The organism is Brevibacterium sp. CBA3109 (assembly GCF_040256645.1).
GTDB lineage: Bacteria > Actinomycetota > Actinomycetes > Actinomycetales > Brevibacteriaceae > Brevibacterium > Brevibacterium koreense.
Window position 1 is genome coordinate 599,291 of record NZ_CP158281.1, and the last position, 16,885, is coordinate 616,175.

Annotated in this window: 15 protein-coding genes and 1 riboswitch; of the genes, 11 read left to right on the plus strand and 4 right to left on the minus strand. The window is 63.7% G+C overall.

Going from position 1 to position 16,885, the window contains the following annotated elements:
- The first annotated feature begins 85 nt into the window (after positions 1-85).
- Complete coding sequence (locus tag AAFP32_RS02680; protein WP_350270536.1) at positions 86-337, plus strand: hypothetical protein; 252 nt, start codon at positions 86-88, stop codon at positions 335-337.
- A 27-nt stretch (positions 338-364) separates the two neighbouring features.
- Here the strand turns inward: AAFP32_RS02680 and AAFP32_RS02685 are convergent, their stop codons facing one another.
- Complete coding sequence (locus AAFP32_RS02685; protein WP_350270537.1) at positions 365-1,063, minus strand: uridine kinase; 699 nt, start codon at positions 1,061-1,063, stop codon at positions 365-367.
- A 9-nt stretch (positions 1,064-1,072) separates the two neighbouring features.
- Entirely contained in the window at positions 1,073-1,789 is a 717-nt protein-coding gene (locus AAFP32_RS02690; RefSeq protein ID WP_350270538.1) for a TenA family protein, read from the minus strand.
- A riboswitch (TPP riboswitch) is annotated at positions 1,780-1,885 on the minus strand. Its footprint overlaps the gene before it by 10 nt.
- A gap of 65 nt (positions 1,886-1,950) precedes the next feature.
- Here AAFP32_RS02690 and AAFP32_RS02695 point away from each other — a divergent pair.
- The 4 genes from AAFP32_RS02695 to AAFP32_RS02710 all read left to right on the plus strand — a co-directional run bounded on the left by AAFP32_RS02695 (position 1,951) and on the right by AAFP32_RS02710 (position 6,174).
- Positions 1,951-2,313, plus strand: coding sequence for a VOC family protein (locus tag AAFP32_RS02695; protein WP_101642008.1), 363 nt, complete (start codon positions 1,951-1,953; stop codon positions 2,311-2,313).
- A gap of 27 nt (positions 2,314-2,340) precedes the next feature.
- Complete coding sequence (locus tag AAFP32_RS02700) at positions 2,341-2,856, plus strand: HutD family protein (protein ID WP_350270539.1); 516 nt, start codon at positions 2,341-2,343, stop codon at positions 2,854-2,856.
- Between the two features lie 312 nt (positions 2,857-3,168).
- Positions 3,169-4,458 carry a hypothetical protein gene (locus AAFP32_RS02705; RefSeq protein ID WP_350270540.1) on the plus strand — a complete coding sequence of 430 codons (1,290 nt, stop codon included), beginning with the start codon at positions 3,169-3,171 and terminating at the stop codon, positions 4,456-4,458.
- Positions 4,459-4,686: 228 nt separating this feature from the next.
- The gene (locus AAFP32_RS02710; protein ID WP_101621119.1) at positions 4,687-6,174 is read left to right on the plus strand and encodes a catalase; all 1,488 of its coding nucleotides are present in this window, start codon (positions 4,687-4,689) and stop codon (positions 6,172-6,174) included.
- Positions 6,175-6,487: 313 nt separating this feature from the next.
- Here AAFP32_RS02710 and AAFP32_RS02715 read toward each other — a convergent pair whose 3' ends face one another.
- A complete protein-coding gene (locus tag AAFP32_RS02715; protein ID WP_350270541.1) occupies positions 6,488-8,098 on the minus strand; it encodes an amino acid permease in 1,611 nt (536 codons plus the stop codon).
- 549 nt (positions 8,099-8,647) lie between these two features.
- On the opposite strand from AAFP32_RS02715, the gene AAFP32_RS02720 reads away from it, so the two are divergent.
- From AAFP32_RS02720 to AAFP32_RS02740, 5 genes are all read left to right on the plus strand, one after another.
- The gene (locus tag AAFP32_RS02720; protein ID WP_350270542.1) at positions 8,648-10,012 is read left to right on the plus strand and encodes a glutamine synthetase family protein; all 1,365 of its coding nucleotides are present in this window, start codon (positions 8,648-8,650) and stop codon (positions 10,010-10,012) included.
- A complete protein-coding gene (locus AAFP32_RS02725; RefSeq protein ID WP_350270543.1) occupies positions 9,999-10,799 on the plus strand; it encodes a gamma-glutamyl-gamma-aminobutyrate hydrolase family protein in 801 nt (266 codons plus the stop codon). Before AAFP32_RS02720 ends, AAFP32_RS02725 begins: the two co-directional genes overlap by 14 nt.
- Positions 10,796-12,148 carry an aldehyde dehydrogenase family protein gene (locus tag AAFP32_RS02730; RefSeq protein ID WP_350270544.1) on the plus strand — a complete coding sequence of 451 codons (1,353 nt, stop codon included), beginning with the start codon at positions 10,796-10,798 and terminating at the stop codon, positions 12,146-12,148. Before AAFP32_RS02725 ends, AAFP32_RS02730 begins: the two co-directional genes overlap by 4 nt.
- Before the next feature lie 74 nt (positions 12,149-12,222).
- Positions 12,223-13,026 (plus strand): 3-oxoacyl-ACP reductase, encoded by an 804-nt coding sequence (locus tag AAFP32_RS02735; protein WP_420883378.1) that lies wholly within the window; start codon positions 12,223-12,225, stop codon positions 13,024-13,026.
- A 41-nt stretch (positions 13,027-13,067) separates the two neighbouring features.
- On the plus strand, positions 13,068-13,901 hold the full coding sequence (locus tag AAFP32_RS02740) for a FadR/GntR family transcriptional regulator (protein ID WP_350270545.1): 834 nt from the start codon (positions 13,068-13,070) through the stop codon (positions 13,899-13,901).
- A 13-nt stretch (positions 13,902-13,914) separates the two neighbouring features.
- Here AAFP32_RS02740 and AAFP32_RS02745 read toward each other — a convergent pair whose 3' ends face one another.
- Positions 13,915-15,861 carry an aconitate hydratase gene (locus AAFP32_RS02745; protein WP_350270546.1) on the minus strand — a complete coding sequence of 649 codons (1,947 nt, stop codon included), beginning with the start codon at positions 15,859-15,861 and terminating at the stop codon, positions 13,915-13,917.
- Positions 15,862-15,996: 135 nt separating this feature from the next.
- On the opposite strand from AAFP32_RS02745, the gene AAFP32_RS02750 reads away from it, so the two are divergent.
- The gene (locus tag AAFP32_RS02750; protein WP_350270547.1) at positions 15,997-16,842 is read left to right on the plus strand and encodes a DNA-formamidopyrimidine glycosylase family protein; all 846 of its coding nucleotides are present in this window, start codon (positions 15,997-15,999) and stop codon (positions 16,840-16,842) included.
- Positions 16,843-16,885: the final 43 nt, after the last annotated feature.

The following is a 16,885-nucleotide window of genomic DNA, read 5'->3' on the forward strand; positions in this document are numbered from 1 at the left end:
TGCCAAGCTTTCAGGCGTAGCCTCAAAGCACATCGCAAGTGGCGCAGACGGCGTCTACAGTGATCAGGATCGAAGGTGATCGGCGATGAGTACATCGAACGTCCGTGACCGTCCGGGGACACTGCCGGTTCGACTGGTGAAGACAGCCGGGCTCTTCCTCGCCATCAGCATGGTGACATTCGCTGCGGTGAATATCTTGGCGAACATGTTCCAACACCCGTTCATCATGATCGTCGAAGTGGTGGTTGTCGGTGTGCCGTTCCTCGTCGCAGTCGGCTGCGCCGTGGGTGCGGTCGTCGCGAAGATCGTCCAGCACAATCGGCATGCTCCCGTGTGAGGCAGGTGGTGTGCCGTGGGCGTCTTTCTAGTTTTCGGACACTGATCTATCGGCGGCCTTCTCGGGAGGGGGCCGCAAGGTGGGGTGTGCCAGATCTTCGTTGTCGAGAATCCACGTCGCAGTCTCCCACGGCGAGCATTGTGCGAAATAGAGCCGCTGTCCGCCGACATAGCGATGATTGGATTCCGCCTCGGGGTCAGGATCGTACTGCCCGGGGAAGCGTTCGTTCCCGCGCGGAACAGAGACTGCGAAAGGTACCTGCACCCAGACGCTGGCGTCCCACACTTCGCGGAGTTCTGGCCGATGGAGAAAGATGCCATCCACGAGGAGGACGCAGTCCTGTGACAATTCGAGGCTGAAATGTGCGCCCTCGACACTGGCATCGGCAACAACATCCCAGACGGCTGGAACAACCGGCAGTCCCTGCTTGAACGCAGTCACAACAGACCGCTTGAACGCCGTGTAGTCGTAGGAGTCACGGTAGAATGACTCAGGTCCACGACCCTGCGCGTACCGAACCGAACGTGGGTGGTGGAATCCGTCGATGCTCAGTGACGCAACGGGCCGGAGCCCGTCCTGGGCCGCCAGCTGGACAAGCTCTTCGGCAAGGACGGTTTTGCCAGCACCGTCGAGTCCGTCGATGGCAATGAGGCCTCGCCCGCCAGAGTTGATCTCGCGGATCTGTGCAAGCAACTGTCGCAGAACCGAACGGCGGGTGCTCATCATGTGCCATCCTCAGCCGGGCACATACGCCTCATCGAAGAACGCCAACTCCACGCCGACTGTCCTCTGCCATAGTTGGGTCAACCGGTCCCTGTTCGCGAGGGACTCAGCATCGTCGCCGATGGGAAACGCCCTCTCGAGTTCGTCGACGAGGAACTGCACCCAGGCCCGGAAGTCCTCACCACGGTGCAGGTCGATCCACCCGGTGTGAACGTGGCGACGGGGCATCGGGTCCTCGCGTTCGCCCCAATCGAGGTAGAGCCATTCGGCGATGACGAGCACGACGAGCAGGTCCGGGTAAGAGGCAGAAGCGACCGCCTCATCCATGATGTTGCGGAACCGTGCGGTCGGATCAGTCAGCACCGGAGCCTCGTATTCAACGGCGGGAACACCTACCTCGGCGAAGGCACGAAGAAAGTAGGAGTTCTCATCGGCTTCGAGGAATCCGAGCTGTTTGGAAAACCGGAGTTTGGGGGCGATGTCATCGGCGTGGGCGACGCAGGCCCCGAGCATCGACAGGAACGATTCGAAGAACTGATAGTCCTGGACCAGGTACTTCTTCATCACAGAATCCTCGACGGTCCCGGCGAACAGTTCCGCCACGAACCTGTGCCCGACCGCGGCATCCCAGGTGGGGGCAGTCGCCGCACTCAACTTCGCCACCGGCCCGCCTGGATTCAGACGAATACTGGTGCTGGTCTGCTGTGGAACATCGTTCATCGTTGTCATTTCTCACTTCCTCCGCCGGTGCTCACCGGATCAGGTTCGAAGGGTCTGCTTGCGCACTCTCAGCGCCGTTGTCGCGGCGCTCCCCTGTGGTGCTTCGAGACTAGCACCAGCCCAGCATCTGAGCTCTTCACCGTGTCACCGGCGGCGCGTAGACTGCTCGCATGGCAATCGCAAAGCAGCCCGTCGTCGTTCTCGACGCTCCTGACGCACGCGAACTCGCGGAGTTCTACGGTGAACTCCTCGACTGGCAGGTCAGAGTCGATGACGACGGCACCTGGGCAGAGATCACATCCGATTCCTGGCCGCCGATCTGCTTCCAACAGGTCGAGGACTACCACGCACCCAGCTGGCCGAGCCAGGCCCACCCGCAGCAGATGCACCTCGACGTCGTCGTCGATGACCTTGATGTCGCCGAGGCGGCCGTGGTCAAACTCGGTGCAGGAAAGGCAGCCGAACAGCCGGGTGAGAGCTTCCGTGTCTTCCTGGACCCGGCAGGTCACCCGTTCTGCATCGTTCTGAACTGAGCTTCTGACCGGGGCTACAGTGATCACATGCACGTGATCACCTCATTCGGCGACCTCGAACCGGTTCCGTGGGCCAACGGTGCGGGGGAGACGACCGAGCTCGTCTCACTCACAGATTCCCAGGCCCTGACCCCGAGCCTTCGGCGGTGGCGCCTGAGCATCGCGCGTCTGGACCGCCCGGCTGCGTTCTCCCCGTTGCCGGGCCTGGCACGTACGTTTCTTCCCATCGGCGCCGAGGTCGGCCTTGAGATTGATGGACAGCTGCACTTCGTCGCCCAAGACGAACCCCAGAGGTTCCGTGGGGAACAGAACGTCTCGCTCGTCGAACTGGGCTCTCCGTGCTTCGCACTCAACCTCATGGTCGAGATCGATGACGGGGCCAGCTCAGGTCCACGTGCGTTGGAGATGTCGACTCGATTCACCGGCTCCGGGCTGTTTGCAGTGACGTTGGATTCGGGTCCCGGACAACCGAGATTCCAGCTGCTGGAACTCGAGAAATCGGATGTACTTCCGGACCACCTCGGCGTGGCCATTCTGCACTGAGGCAGGGGCCGTCGCAGGCGCCGAATCCGGACCTGCCAATATCCTGCGAAGCGCTTGTCCCGTGCGTCACATGGAACGGCATCATCGCAGGTCAGCCATCATGGGGACGTTGCCTGCTCACAGCGTTGTCTCAGCTTCCGAGGGGGTGAGTCAGGAACTCCGTACATCGACGGCCGATACTGGACTCAGGGACCAGTCATCGGAGGAACTTTGGGGTCGAATCAGAATGAGTCAGGCAGACTGAACGGGCAGGACGGCGCAGCGTCCGGTCACGACAGATCAGCATCGCGAGACGGCGACTTTGAAACGATCGTGCAGGCGTCTCAGACCCTGCCTCTGATCACCGAAGAACTCGCAGCCGCACACTCAGCCACACACGTCAGAAACACCCAGTCGACGCCGCCGCCGACCCCGCACGTGACGACACCGGTGTTGCCGCCGAATCCGATCCGCCGCGAAGAATCGCAGGGGTCGGCGACTCGGATGCTGCAGGCGAACACGACGGTGGTGAACGACACTGCTGATCTCGGTGAATCGGCACCGCTGGACACCGACACGAATGACAAAGCCGAGAAGAAGACGAAGAGCGAAAGCAGGGTCTCCGCGACTCAGCTCCTCGCCGGTGCCGCAGCCGCGGCCACCTCTTCGGTCATCGGCGGACAACTGGGTGTCGCCGGAACGGTCGTCGGTGCAGGGGTCGCGAGCATCATCACCGGACTCGCAGTGACGCTCTATACCAGCAGCCTCGACAAGGGCAAAGAGAAGATCAAGGAAGTCGGCACAAAGCTGGCTCCGGCCGTCAAGGCGACGTCACTCGGTGTCAAAACGCAGAGATCCGCCGCGGTTGCAACGTTCCAAGCGTCAGGACCTTCCCGGGTCGCTGGAACCTTCGGGAGCCTGCACGACGAGGCAGCCGCAGACACGAGCCTCGACGCCACGTCATCCGATGCCAGGTCGTCCGATGCCACGTCATCCGCCGACACCGAGGGATCCAGCGACGAACCCAAATCGTGGTGGCAGAAGCTGCGCCGCAAACGAGTCCTCTACCCGGTGGCTATCGGGGTGGCGACATTCGGAATCGGACTGGGTGCCGTGGTCATGGCCGAATCATTCACCGATGCCGACATCTCGCCCGGGACCTCGCAGATCTCACGATCCGTGTCCGGAAACTCCGGCACCGGGGATGACTCCGGAAGCTCACAAGACGGTGGCGGCACCTCCGAATCCGGCTCATCCGGGGCAGATTCCCAACCCGGCCAGAACCCGAATCAGGGAAGCGGAAACGAGGGTTCGACGACGAGCGAAGGGCAGTCCACCTCGGCGAACGAGGGCAGCTCGACGGCCTCCTCGACTGCCGATCAGACGGGCACTGACCAGGGCACTGATGCCAGCTCATCCGCAGCCACCGGTGACGATACTGCCGGAGCCGGCAGCGATTCGAGCGGATCCAGCAGCTCCGGGGCGGATGCCTCGGGCGGGGGAGCAACGTCCTCGGGTGGAAGTTCGGGTTCCGGCTCGCAGGGCAGCGCGGGAAGCTCTGACTCCGGAAGCTCCGGCTCGAGCTCGGCAGGCGGTTCAAGTGCCGCGACAGCCGAAGGATGAGGGGCCGGAATATTGAGGAGGGTGGCCTTGCTTGTACCAGATAAGGAAACTGGTTAGCGTGAAAATCGGTTGCGACAGTCTTCTGCACGCTGCCAGGAACTCGATATCACGGGAGCCGTGATCGGCCCTCCGCCTCATCGGACGCAGACGAGCAATGTTCGTCCTATGATGGATGAAGTGGACCGGGAAGAATGACTCCCCGTCGCCCAATCGGTTGAAGGAGAAGCAATGACGAAACACGCTGATCATGAACACCCAGGATTCGACGGCACGAAGCCCTCGACGACCGAGGCAGGTAAGCCGCGAGAGTCCGACGCGCATTCGCTGAGCGTCGGAGCAGACGGCCCTCTCCTCCTCCACGACGTTGAACTCGTCGAGAAGCTGGCTCGGTTCGACCGCGAACGCGTTCCCGAGCGCAGTCCCCACGCCAAGGGCTCCGGTGCCTTCGGTGAACTGGAGATCACTGCAGACGTCTCCGCCTACACCCGGGCTAAGTTCCTGCAGAAGGGCACCAAGACCCCGATGCTCGCACGGTTCTCCACCGTCGCCGGTGAGCTGGGCTCACCTGATTCCTGGCGTGACGTGCGTGGATTCGCGCTCAAGTTCTACACCGAAGACGGAAACTTCGACATGGTGGGCAACAACACCCCCGTGTTCTTCGTCCGTGATCCCATGAAGTTCCCCGACTTCATCCACTCGCAGAAGCGCACCCCTGATTCAGGCCTGCGCAGCAACAACATGCAGTGGGACTTCTGGTCGCTCTCGCCCGAATCGGCACACCAGGTCACCTACCTCATGGGACCGCGTGGTCTGCCCAAGACCTGGCGGAACATGAACGGATACTCCTCACACACCTACATGTGGGCCAATGACGCCGGCGAACGCTTCTGGGTCCAGTACCACTTCCACACCGATCAGGGTGTGGAGAACATGACGAACGAGGAAGCCGGCCAGCTCGCAGGCGAGGACGGAGACGTCCACCGTCGCGACCTGTTCGACGCGATCGAGCGCGGCGACTACCCGTCCTGGACCGTCAGCGTCCAGATCATGCCCTACGAAGAGGCCAAGACCTACCGCTTCAACCCCTTCGACCTCACCAAGACCTGGTCGAAGAAGGACTACCCGCTCATGGAGATCGGGAAGTTCACGCTCAACAAGAACCCGTCGAACCATTTCGCCCAGATCGAGCAGGCTGCATTCAGCCCCTCGAACACCGTGCCGGGCACCGGAATCTCGCCCGACAAGATGCTCATGGGCCGCGTATTCTCCTACCCAGACGCACAGCGGAACCGCATCGGCACGAACTTCAACCAGCTGCCGGTCAACGCACCCGTTACGAAGACCAATTCCTATGACAAGGAAGGTCAGATGGAGTACCACCACTCAGGTGATGCTCCGAACTATGCACCCAACTCCTACGGCCGTCCGTACCAGGCCGCGGAGACTCCGGTTGAGGCACGGTGGGAATCCGATGGTGAGCTCGTTCGCAGCGCCGCCACGCTCCACGCGGAGGACGATGACTTCGGCCAGGCACACACTCTGATTCGCGAGGTCTACTCTGAAGAGGAGCGCCAGGGCCTCATCGAAACCGTCGTCGGTGCATTGAAGGACGGCGTGGAAGAGCCCGTGCTCTCCAACGTCTTCCAGTACTGGCGCAACATCGATGACGAGGTCGGCCGCGCAATCGAGGACAAGTACAAGTCCGAGACAGCGTGATCCGGAAGTCGGAGTGAGTCGGGTGGTGTGAGCATCGGTGCGAAGCTGATGCCCTCACCCGGCCGCTAGCGGCCAGACATGTTGACGACCCGGGTGCCTCAAGTTGAGGCACCCGGGTCGTTTTCGTCTGCGGCTCCAGCTACGGTGGGCGGCCGGAGTGCGCGCTGTGTCTCCCGCCAGCGGGCGGAGAGAGCGCTCATCTGGCTAGGTCTCCTTGCGTCGATCAACGCTGAGGTCGAAAAAGTCGTCACTGGCGCCGACAATTTCGAACTCAGCATTGATTGAGAGCCGACCAGCCGTGGGCCAGGACCGTTTAGTCATCGATCTCGTCGAGGAGCTTCTTCTCGTCGGTGGCCAGCTGCTCCTTGTCGAGGTGCTGCATGAAGTGCTTCTTGCCTCGGGCGTACCAGAGCACGATGCTGAGGACGAGGACTGCGAGCACAGCGATGGGGGAGTAGTTGAAGGTCGAGATGGTGATCGGCAGCGTGGGCGGCAGCACGAACAGGATGCAGATGAAGATCACCCAGACGACAGCGATCCACCCGATGACTGCGCTCCAGCGCCCCAAATTCCAAGGGCCGGCCTTGAAGTCATCGCCCCGGAGCCGCCGCAGCAGAACGGGCGCAACATAGGCGATGTAGAGCCCGATCACCGCTACACTCGTCACCGCCAGGTAAGCGGTCTCATTGAACAGCGCCGGCACGGTCAGAATCGAGGACAGCACGATGCACAGCCAGATCGAGTTCGTGGGTGTGCCGGTGCGTGGATTGACCTTCTTCCAATGCTTGGAGCCGGGGATCGCATCGTCGCGGGAGAATGCGTAACTCATCCGCGAGTTCGCCGTCACCGACGCCATGCCGCAGAAGAACTGGGCGCCGCAGACGATGAAGAGCAGGAACTTCGCCATCGTCGGGTTGTTCAGGGCGTCGAGGAACACCTGTGCCGGCGGCAGACCCGTTGCCGTGGCATTGAGCGCGGTCAGTCCAGCCTCGGAACCGTCCTGGATCGCGGCCGTGATCGAATACAGCAGGATCCAACCACCGATGATCGAGATGACCACGCTCATGACGATGCCCTTGGGTGCGGCGGTCGAAGCGTTCTTGGTCTCCTCGGCCACGTGTGCCGAGGCGTCATAGCCGGTGTACGTGTACTGGGCCATGAGCAGACCCATGAGGAAGACGAACGGCATGAACGTGAACCCGGTTTCGTTGTGCCAGGCCGTCATGGTCCAGCTGAACGACTGATGCTTCGTGGGCATGATCCACAGGGCAGTGACGATGACGAGCACACCGACGATGTGCCACCAGGCGGAGACGCCGGAGAGCAGATTGACCAGGTTGACGCCGAAGGTGTTGAGCAGACCATGCAGGGTGATGATGACGAGGAACAGCAGGAACGTGTTGAGGGCCGTGGGCACGACTCCGAAGGTCAGTGCCGCGAAGGCCATCATGGTCGTCGCCGCGCCGAAGTCGATGGCTGCAGTCACGGCCACCTCGCCGAGGAAGTTGAACCATCCCACGTACCAGGCCCAATGCCGCTTGTTGCGTTTGGCCAGGCGGCCGGCCCAGAAGTACAGCCCACCCGCCGTCGGGTACTTTGAACAGACTTCAGCCATGGCCAGTGCCACGCAGAGGACGAAGATGCCGACCAGCGGCCACCCGATTGTGATCGCGGCCGGGCCGCCCGATCCGAGCGCAATGCTGTAGGAGGTGATGCAGCCGGCGAGGATCGAGATGATGGAGAAGGAGACCGCGAAGTTGCCGAAGCCCGACATGCCGCGTTTGAGCTCCTGCTTGTACCCGAGTTCGGCAAGACTGGCCTCGTCAGCGCTGAGGGCCGGGGCGGCAGCGTCGTGATCGTTTGTGCCATCGTGCGGCGTCGGCCCGGATGCCGGATCGTTGGGTGGAGAGGATTCATTGCTCATGGAGAACACCGTTCTTCTCGAAATGATTGCTTCCGCTGGCCGGCCGGCCGGCTGGCTGGCTGTCTGGCCGGCTCGGATCGTCGGGCCGAACCCCCTATGGCCCATTCCTGTGGTCTGGACCGGTCGTCGCTGACCGGTCGTCGCTGACCGGTCGGCATCGTCGGAATCCGGCTGTTGGCCAGGCGCGGACATCGAGACTGACGCGTGCGCGTCCGTCTGGAACGCGATTGTGGAATGGGTGCGGAAGTCACGAAAATAGTGCGTGATGCAGTTCACAACTCTGTTCTGACGTTGAGCTTGTCACCGTGCAAATGGTTTGTCAATAGGTATTTGTTCAGACGACAAACCTACGTTGTCGACAATTTTGGCCCAGCTATTGCGCGTAAATGGTTCGGTGGCATACCTTAAGTGAGAGAGTCTTCCTGAACCGTCGCAAGCCGCTACTGCCGCACAGCACCACCCCCGCAACGATGCGTGACCACCGCAGGGATGCAGCCCGTCGCAAGGATGCGAACACATCGTCGAGTTGGGCTACCGAGAAGAGGAATCATGAACGTGACTTCATCAGATATGACCCTGGAGCAGCTGCAGGCAGACATCGCCGCCGGCAGCGTCGACACGGTACTCGTCGCCGCTGCAGACATACAGGGCCGACTCCAAGGCAAGAGGATCACGGGCCGCTTCTTCCTCGACGAAGTGTTGGACAGCGGCACCGAAGGCTGCAACTACATGATGGCCACCGACGTCGAGATGAACACCATCGACGGGTACGAACTCACCTCCTGGGAACGCGGCTACGGCGACCTCATGTTCGTCCCCGACTATTCGACCCTGCGCCGCATCCCCTGGCACCCGGCGACCGTGATGGTCCAATGCGATCTGGCCTTCGTCGACGGCTCACCGCTGAGCGTCTCCCCACGACAGGTCCTCAAGGCCCAACTGGAGCGACTCGAGAAACTGGGCTATAGCCCCATCGGTGCCACAGAACTCGAATTCGCCCTCTACAACACCGGCTACCGCGAGGCGATGGCAGGCGACTACCGCAACCTCGAAGCCGCCAGCACCTACAACATCGACTACTCCCTCTTCGGCACCGGCCAGGTCGAAGGCTATCTGCGCAGACTGCGCAACGAGATGGACGGCGCCGGACTCTACACCGAAAGCGCGAAGGGCGAATGCAACCTCGGTCAGCTTGAGGTCGGCTTCCGCTACACCGACATGCTCGCCACCTGCGACAACCACGTCGTCTACAAGCTCGGTGCGAAGGAGATCGCAGACCAAGAGGGCAAGTCGGTGACCTTCATGGCCAAACCCAACGACCGCGAAGGCAGCTCCTGCCACATCCACATGAGCCTGTGCGACACCGCAGGCACTCCGGTCTTCCCTACCGGCCACGGCACGCAAATGTCAGAGACGATGAAGCACTTCGTCGCCGGTGTCGTTGCCACCCAGCACGACTTCACCTACCTTTATGCCCCGAACATCAATTCCTACAAGCGCTTCGCCGACGGCTCCTTCGCCCCCACTGCGGTGGGTTGGGGATGGGACAACCGAACCTGTGCCGTGCGCATCGTCGGTCACGGACCCGCCCTGCGCTTCGAACAGCGCGTTCCCGGCGCAGACGCCAACCCCTACCTTGCGAGCGCAGCCCTCATCGCAGCCGGAATCCACGGAATCGAGAACGAACTCGAACTGCCCGAAGCCCTCGCCGGCAACGCCTACACCCAGGACGCGCCGAGCATTCCGCGCCGCCTCCACGACGCTGTCGCCGCCTTCGAATCCTCCGATATCGCCCGCCATGCCTTCGGCGACGAGGTCGTGAACCACTACACCCATGCCGGTGAAGTCGAGATGGCGGCTTTCGACGCCGCAGTCACCGATTGGGAGGTCCGGCGTGGTTTTGAGCGACTCTGACCCGACCCCGGTACGAGCAGACCTCGACCCGCCGACGCGCCGCCCGCTCATCGGGCTGCCCACCTATTATGGCCGCGGCCAGTTCGGAGTCTGGGACCGGGACGCGGCGTTCCTGCCCAGCGTCTACGTCACCGCCGTGACCCGAGCCGGCGGCCGCGCCGTCCTCCTGCCCCCTGAAGACCCCTGGGCTCTGAGCGAGGTGGCCGAACTCGACGGCCTCATCCTCACCGGCGGCGACGACGTCGACCCCGGACTCTACGAAGCGCGGGCCCACCCCCGCACCCAGGTTCCCAACGTGCGTCGCGACTCCTTCGAGACCACCCTGTACCGGCACGCCCGCACCGCGAATGTGCCGGTGTTCGCGATCTGCCGCGGCGCCCAGATCGTCAACACCGTCCACGGTGGAACCCTGCATCAGCACCTGCCCGACCTCGATGGCTACGGTGCCCACGCGGCTGAGAAGAAGGACGAATTCGCCGAGGTGGAGGTGGCGACGACACCTGATACCGCCGTGGCCGGCCTGATCGGAACCGGGGCCACGGTCAGGTGCCACCATCACCAGGCCATCGACAACCTCGGCGCTGGACTGATCGTGAGCGCACGCTCCGACGACGGCTGCATCGAGGCCCTCGAGACTCCAGACGGTTCGATGCTCGCGGTGCAGTGGCACCCGGAGGAGACCCTTGAGGATCTGCGCCTGTTCACCGGCCTCGTCGAGGCCGCCGCCTGCCGCGCAAAGACAAGGACAACCACGACACTACAGACGCCAACGGAGGCCCACCGATGACCGAAGTGATCAACCCTGCGACCGAGGCACTCATCACCTCGGTCGATGCACACAGCGCCGAATCGACGAAGGATGCGATCGGCCGGGCAGCAGACGCCTTCGGCCGGTGGCGGGCAACGGACCCGGCTGAACGCGCGGAACTGCTGCGCGCCTTCGCCCGCGCCGTCGATGAGGATAGTGAGAACCTCGCCGCGCTCGAGGTCGCCGAGGCCGGGCACACGATCTCCAACGCCCGGGGCGAGGCCGGAAATGTCCGCGACGTCCTCAACTACTTCGCCGGTGGAGTCGAGCGCCACCTCGGCGATCAGATTCCCGTGGCAGGTGGAGTGAACATCACGTTCAACGAACCGCTCGGGGTCGTCGGAATCATCGTGCCGTGGAACTTTCCCATGCCGATCGCCGGATGGGGTTTCGCGCCCGCGCTCGCCGCGGGCAACACTGTGGTCCTCAAACCCGCCGAGCTGACCCCGCTGACGGCGATCCGCCTCGGCGAACTGGCTCTGCAGGCGGGGATTCCTGCCGATGTCTTCCAAGTCATTCCCGGCAAGGGGTCCGTCGTCGGCCAGACCTTCACCGAGGATCCACGGGTCGCGAAGATCGTGTTCACCGGATCCACCGCGGTGGGCGAGACGATCATGGCCGACGCGGCCAAGACGATGAAGCGGACGACGCTGGAGCTGGGCGGGAAGTCCGCGAACATCGTCTTCGGCGACGCGGACCTTGAGCTCGCCGCGGCCACCGCGCCCTATGGAGTCTTCGACAATGCCGGCCAGGACTGCTGCGCCCGCTCACGCATCCTCGTCCACGACTCTGTCTTCGAGCGCTTCATGGAACTTCTCGAACCTGCGGTGTCCGGAGTTGTCGTCACCGACCCCAGCCTCGAGGAGGCAGAGATGGGCCCACTCATCTCGCGCGGCCACCACGAGAGTGTGGCCGGATTCCTCGAAGGCGTCGACATCGCGTTCACCGGCAGTGCCCCCAGCGGTGCTGGCTACTGGATGGCGCCGACTGTCGTGCTCCCGAAAACGCCACGTGATCGCATCGTCACCGACGAGGTGTTCGGGCCCGTCGTGACCGTGCAGCGCTTCAGCGACGAAGCGGAGGCGATCACCATGGCCAACGACTCGCCCTACGGCCTGTCAGGATCGATCTGGACCCGCGACGTCGGCCGGGGACTGCGGGTTGCTCGCGGGGTCGACTCGGGGGCGTTGTCGCTGAACTCCCATTCCGCGGTGCGCTATTCGACTCCGTTCGGTGGGTTCAAACGCTCCGGCATCGGCCGCGAACTCGGCCCCCACGCGATGGATTCGTTCACGGAGACGAAGAACCTCTTCATCGCCACGGACTGACCGTACGACAGACCACCCAAGCTATGGCGCTCAGGCCGATTCGACTCTCACCACCACTGGGCAAAGGACACAACATGAACGAGACAGCAGCCAGGGACTCCGCCCGAATCATCTGCCGGCGCCTCCCGGGGCGGACCGCCGTCGTCACCGGAGGGGCCAGCGGTATCGGTCTGGCAACCGCGAAGCGCCTCGCCTCTGAAGGGGCCAACGTCGTCATCGCTGACACCAACGCAGACTCAGGCGCAGCCGCTGCGAAGGCGGTGGGCGGCCTCTTCGTGTCCACCGACGTCACCGATGCGGACCAGGTGGAGAACCTGTTCCAAACGGCCTTCGACACCTTCGGCAGCGTGGATGTCGCCTTCAACAACGCGGGAGTCTCCCCACCGGCGGACGCCTCGATCACGGAGACCAGTCTCGATGTGTGGCGTGCGGTCCAGGACATCAATCTGACCTCGGTGTACCTGTGCTCGAAGGCCGCTCTGAAGCAGATGCGAAGGCAGGGGCGCGGCTCGATCATCAACACGGCTTCGTTCGTGGCACTGATGGGGTCGGCCACCTCGCAGATCTCCTACACCGCGTCGAAGGGCGGGGTGCTGGCCATGTCACGGGAACTCGGCGTGGAGTTCGCGAAGGAAGGCATTCGCGTCAACGCCCTGTGCCCCGGACCGGTGAACACCGAGCTGCTCCGAGAGCTGTTCGCCAATGACCCTGAGATGGCCGCCCGACGCTTGGTGCATGTGCCGATGGGGCGCTTCGGTGAGCCTGACGAGATGGCTGCGGCCGTGGCCTTCCTGGCCAGCGATGATGCCTCGTTCGTCACCGCCCAGTCGTTCACCGTCGACGGAGGGCTGACCAACGCCTACACGACTCCGCTATGAGATCGTGAACGCATGAGACTACGTAGTGCAGGAGAGCCGACATGACCGTGTCCAGCGCAGCTGACGAAGCACGGCACAACGTCGCCAAGGCGCTGGAGGGCAAGGCATCGCAGACACCGCAAGCCCAGGTCACAGCGCTGCGGGCGATCGCTCCGGCGCGCTCAGGCAACATCTTCGAGGAGACGATCGAATGTCTGCTCCAGATCGTGCGACTCGGGATCATCCCGCCTGGGCAGCGTTTCCCACCCGAACGTGAGCTCGCCGAACAGCTCGGTGTCTCCCGTGCGACCCTGCGCGAGGCGATCTCCGAGCTGCAGACCGCCGGCTGGGTCAACGTCCGCCGAGGTCGGGGCGGAGGAACGTTCGTCTCGCGAACCCCCGCAACCGGTGCAGTCCAGGGCGCAGCTTCCGGTGGTGGGTGGGGGAGTCCTGCGGCAGACGACGCCGGGTTCTCCGTCGTCGAAGTCGAGGACACCCTGACCTGGCGACGCGTCATCGAGATGGGCGTCGCCGAGGTGGCAGCCGGGCAGGATCTCACCGCTGCCCAACGCGGCCAGCTGGTGGCGGCGATGGAGACGAGCAGACAGTCGAGCATGGCCGAGTACCGGCGCCTGGACTCCCAACTGCACCTGACCTGGGCCCAGGTGACAGGCTCACCGAGCCTGGTGCGTTCGATGGTCGAGAGCCGGACTCGGGCGAACAAGCTGCTTGAGCGGATCCCGATGATCGAACCCAACCTGGCCCATTCCCATGAGCAGCATCAGCGGATCCACACCGCGATCCTCGTCGGTGACCCCCTCGGTGCGCGAACGGCGATGGCCGAGCACCTCGACGGCACCGCCTCGCTGCTCAGGGGCTTCCTCGCCGAGCCCTGAGAACGTGCGAGCCTCAGCTCTTTTCTGCGGCTTCCTGCTGGGCGCGCTGGGCGATGCGACCGCCGGCGAGGACCATCTCGACCTGCCGAGGCGAGAGCGTGTGGCGGAATTCGAAGGTTCGTCCGCCCACCTTCGCGCTCACTGTATTCCCCTCAGCCAGCTCGTCGCGCAGGCCCCGGAACTCGAGGACATCACCCTGGGACAGGTTCTCGTAGTCGCTCTCATCGCTGAACTCGAGCGCCAGAACGCCGAAGTTCGCGAGGTTCTGCCAGTGGATGCGGGCCAGCGACTTCGCGACGACGACCCGCAGCCCCAGATAGCGGGGTGCGATTACGGCGTGCTCACGGGATGAACCTTGGCCGTAGTTCTCACCGCCGACGATCGCGTGTCCGCCCTCGTGCTCGACGGCTCGTGTGGCGTAGGTGTCGTCGACCTGGATGTAGACGAATTCGGAGATCTTGGGAATGTTGCTCCGGTAGGGCAGGACACGAGAGCCGGCGGGCATGATCTCGTCGGTGGACACATTGTCGCCGACCTTGAGCATGATCTCGAGATCGATGTCGCCCGGCAGGGGATCGAACTCGGGCAGGGTCGAGATGTTCGAGCCCTTGACCAGCTCCACCTCGCGCGCCTCCTGAAGCGGCAGCGGCGGAACCAGCATCGACCGATTGGCTGAGAACTTCTCCGGCAGTTTGACCTGCGGGTAGTCGATGCCCAGGTCACGCGGGTCGGTGATCTTGCCCGTCAGCGCTGCGGCCGCGGCGGTCTCCGGCGAGCACAGCCACACGGCGTCCTCGTCGGTGCCCGAACGCCCGGGGAAGTTCCGCGGCATGGTGCGCAGACTGTTGCGGCCCACGGCCGGTGCCTGTCCCATACCGATGCAGCCCATGCAGCCCGACTGGTGGATCCGGGCACCAGATGCCACCAGTGAGGTCAGCCAGCCGCCGCCGATGAGGTCGGCGAGGATCTCCCGCGATGTCGGGTTGACGTCGAGTGAGATCTGCTCGTGGATGTGCCGACCTTCAAGCGCCTCGGCGACAACGGCGAAGTCCCGCAGGCCAGGGTTCGCCGAGGAGCCGATGACGACCTGGAAGACATCCTCACCAGCGGCTTCGCGCACGGTGCGGACATTGCCCGGCGATGAGGGAGCGGCGATGAGTGGTTCGAGCTGGGAGAGGTCGATGGAGTCGTGAAGGTCGTACTGCGCGCCTGCATCGGCTTCGATTCGGGTGAAGTCCTCGCCCCGGTCGCTTGCTTCGAGGAAGTCCCGGACCGCGTCGTCAGCGGGGAAGACCGTGGCCGTGGCCCCGAGCTCGGCGCCCATGTTCGCGATCACGTGCCGGTCCATGGCGGTGAGGTTCTTGAGGCCTTCGCCGTGGTATTCGATGATCTTTCCGACCCCGCCCTTGACGCCGTGACGGCGCAGCATCTCGAGGATGACGTCCTTGGCCGAGACCCACGGCGGCAGCGTGCCGGTGAGCTCGACGCCCATGACCTGGGGTGCACTGATGTAGAGGGGTTCGCCGACCATGGACATCGCGATTTCGAGACCGCCGACGCCGATGGCCAGCATTCCCAAGGCGCCGGCCGCGCAGGTGTGGGAGTCGGAGCCGATGAGGGTGGCGCCCGGTTTGCCGAACCGCGACTGGTGGACCGGGTGGGAGACGCCGTTGCCGGCGGGGGAGAACCAGAGGCCGAATCGCTGCGCGGCAGAGCGCAGGAACATGTGGTCTTCCGGGTTCTTCTCATCGGTCTGCAGAAGGTTGTGATCGACGTACTGGACAGAGGTCTCCGTGCGGATCCGGTCGATGCCCAGCGCTTCGAGCTCGAGCATCACCAGCGTTCCCGTCGCGTCCTGAGTCAGCGTCTGATCGATGCGGACCCCGATCTCATTGCCGGGCTCAAGCGTCCCGGATTCCAGATGTGAGCCGATGAGCTTCTGAGCGACATTCTCAGCCATTGTCACCCTCCTTAAGAAGTGGTCGAATTGCTGGTGGTGCACGCGCTCACGTGGTCTGTCCACGTTAGCTCTCGTGCAGGGAACTCACAAGAGCGGTCTGGTGCCTCCTCACGCGCAAGGGCGCATACTGGGCCCATGCCGGAATTGCCCGAGGTCGACGCACTTGTTTCGTTCCTGCGTTCGAAAGTCGTCGGTGACTTCATCATCCGGACCGACGTCGGCGAACTGAGCATCCTCAAGACGGCCGATCCGCCGTTGGAGGCGATCAGCGGGTTGGAGATCAGCTGGGTCTCCCGGGTCGGCAAGGCCCTCATCGTCGAGTTCGACGGACTTGACCTGGTCTGCCGTTTCGCCCGCGCTGGTTGGCTGGTCTGGCATGAGGACGTACCCGCCGGTCCCGTCAAGATGGGCAAGGGGCCGCTGGGCCTGCGCATCCACCTGGCCTCCGGTGCCGGCTTCGACCTGAGTGAAGCGGGAACGAAGAAGAACGCTTCGGTGTCCCTCGTGAGCGACCGCACCGAGGTGCCCGCCATCGGCAACGCCGGACCCGATGCGCTGACCATCGAGGAGGACCAGTTCGCGGCGGCACTCGCTGACTCGACCTCACGGATCAAGACCGTGCTCGAGGATCAGCAGCTCATCGCCGGCATCGGCAACGCCTACTCCGACGAGATCCTCCATGCGGCCAAGCTCTCTCCCTTCGCCCCGGCCAGCGGTGTCGATGCTCCTGCACTGCTGGAGACGATGCGCAAGGTCCTCGGCCAGGCCCGAGACTCCCTCATCGATCTGCCCCCGGCGAAGGTCAAGGCGGCGAAGAAACGCGGACTGCAGGTCCACGGCCGGGCTGGCGAGAACTGCCCGGTGTGCGGTTCGACCATCGCGGAGGTCTCCTATGCTGACAAGTCCCTGCAATACTGCCCCGGTTGCCAGACAGGCGAGAAGAAACTGAGCGACCGCAGAATGGACAGGCTGCTCAAATAGTCGGGTGCTCGAACAGCCGACCTCACCGATGCTCGGAATTTTC

Coding starts and splice junctions, on each gene's coding strand:
- AAFP32_RS02680 (WP_350270536.1), top strand. CDS start 86: ATGAGTACATCGAACGTCCGTGACCGTCCGGGGACACTGCCGGTTCGA.
- AAFP32_RS02685 (WP_350270537.1), bottom strand. CDS start 1,063: ATGATGAGCACCCGCCGTTCGGTTCTGCGACAGTTGCTTGCACAGATC.
- AAFP32_RS02690 (WP_350270538.1), bottom strand. CDS start 1,789: ATGACAACGATGAACGATGTTCCACAGCAGACCAGCACCAGTATTCGT.
- AAFP32_RS02695 (WP_101642008.1), top strand. CDS start 1,951: ATGGCAATCGCAAAGCAGCCCGTCGTCGTTCTCGACGCTCCTGACGCA.
- AAFP32_RS02700 (WP_350270539.1), top strand. CDS start 2,341: ATGCACGTGATCACCTCATTCGGCGACCTCGAACCGGTTCCGTGGGCC.
- AAFP32_RS02710 (WP_101621119.1), top strand. CDS start 4,687: ATGACGAAACACGCTGATCATGAACACCCAGGATTCGACGGCACGAAG.
- AAFP32_RS02715 (WP_350270541.1), bottom strand. CDS start 8,098: ATGAGCAATGAATCCTCTCCACCCAACGATCCGGCATCCGGGCCGACG.
- AAFP32_RS02720 (WP_350270542.1), top strand. CDS start 8,648: ATGAACGTGACTTCATCAGATATGACCCTGGAGCAGCTGCAGGCAGAC.
- AAFP32_RS02730 (WP_350270544.1), top strand. CDS start 10,796: ATGACCGAAGTGATCAACCCTGCGACCGAGGCACTCATCACCTCGGTC.
- AAFP32_RS02735 (WP_420883378.1), top strand. CDS start 12,223: ATGAACGAGACAGCAGCCAGGGACTCCGCCCGAATCATCTGCCGGCGC.
- AAFP32_RS02740 (WP_350270545.1), top strand. CDS start 13,068: ATGACCGTGTCCAGCGCAGCTGACGAAGCACGGCACAACGTCGCCAAG.
- AAFP32_RS02745 (WP_350270546.1), bottom strand. CDS start 15,861: ATGGCTGAGAATGTCGCTCAGAAGCTCATCGGCTCACATCTGGAATCC.
- AAFP32_RS02750 (WP_350270547.1), top strand. CDS start 15,997: ATGCCGGAATTGCCCGAGGTCGACGCACTTGTTTCGTTCCTGCGTTCG.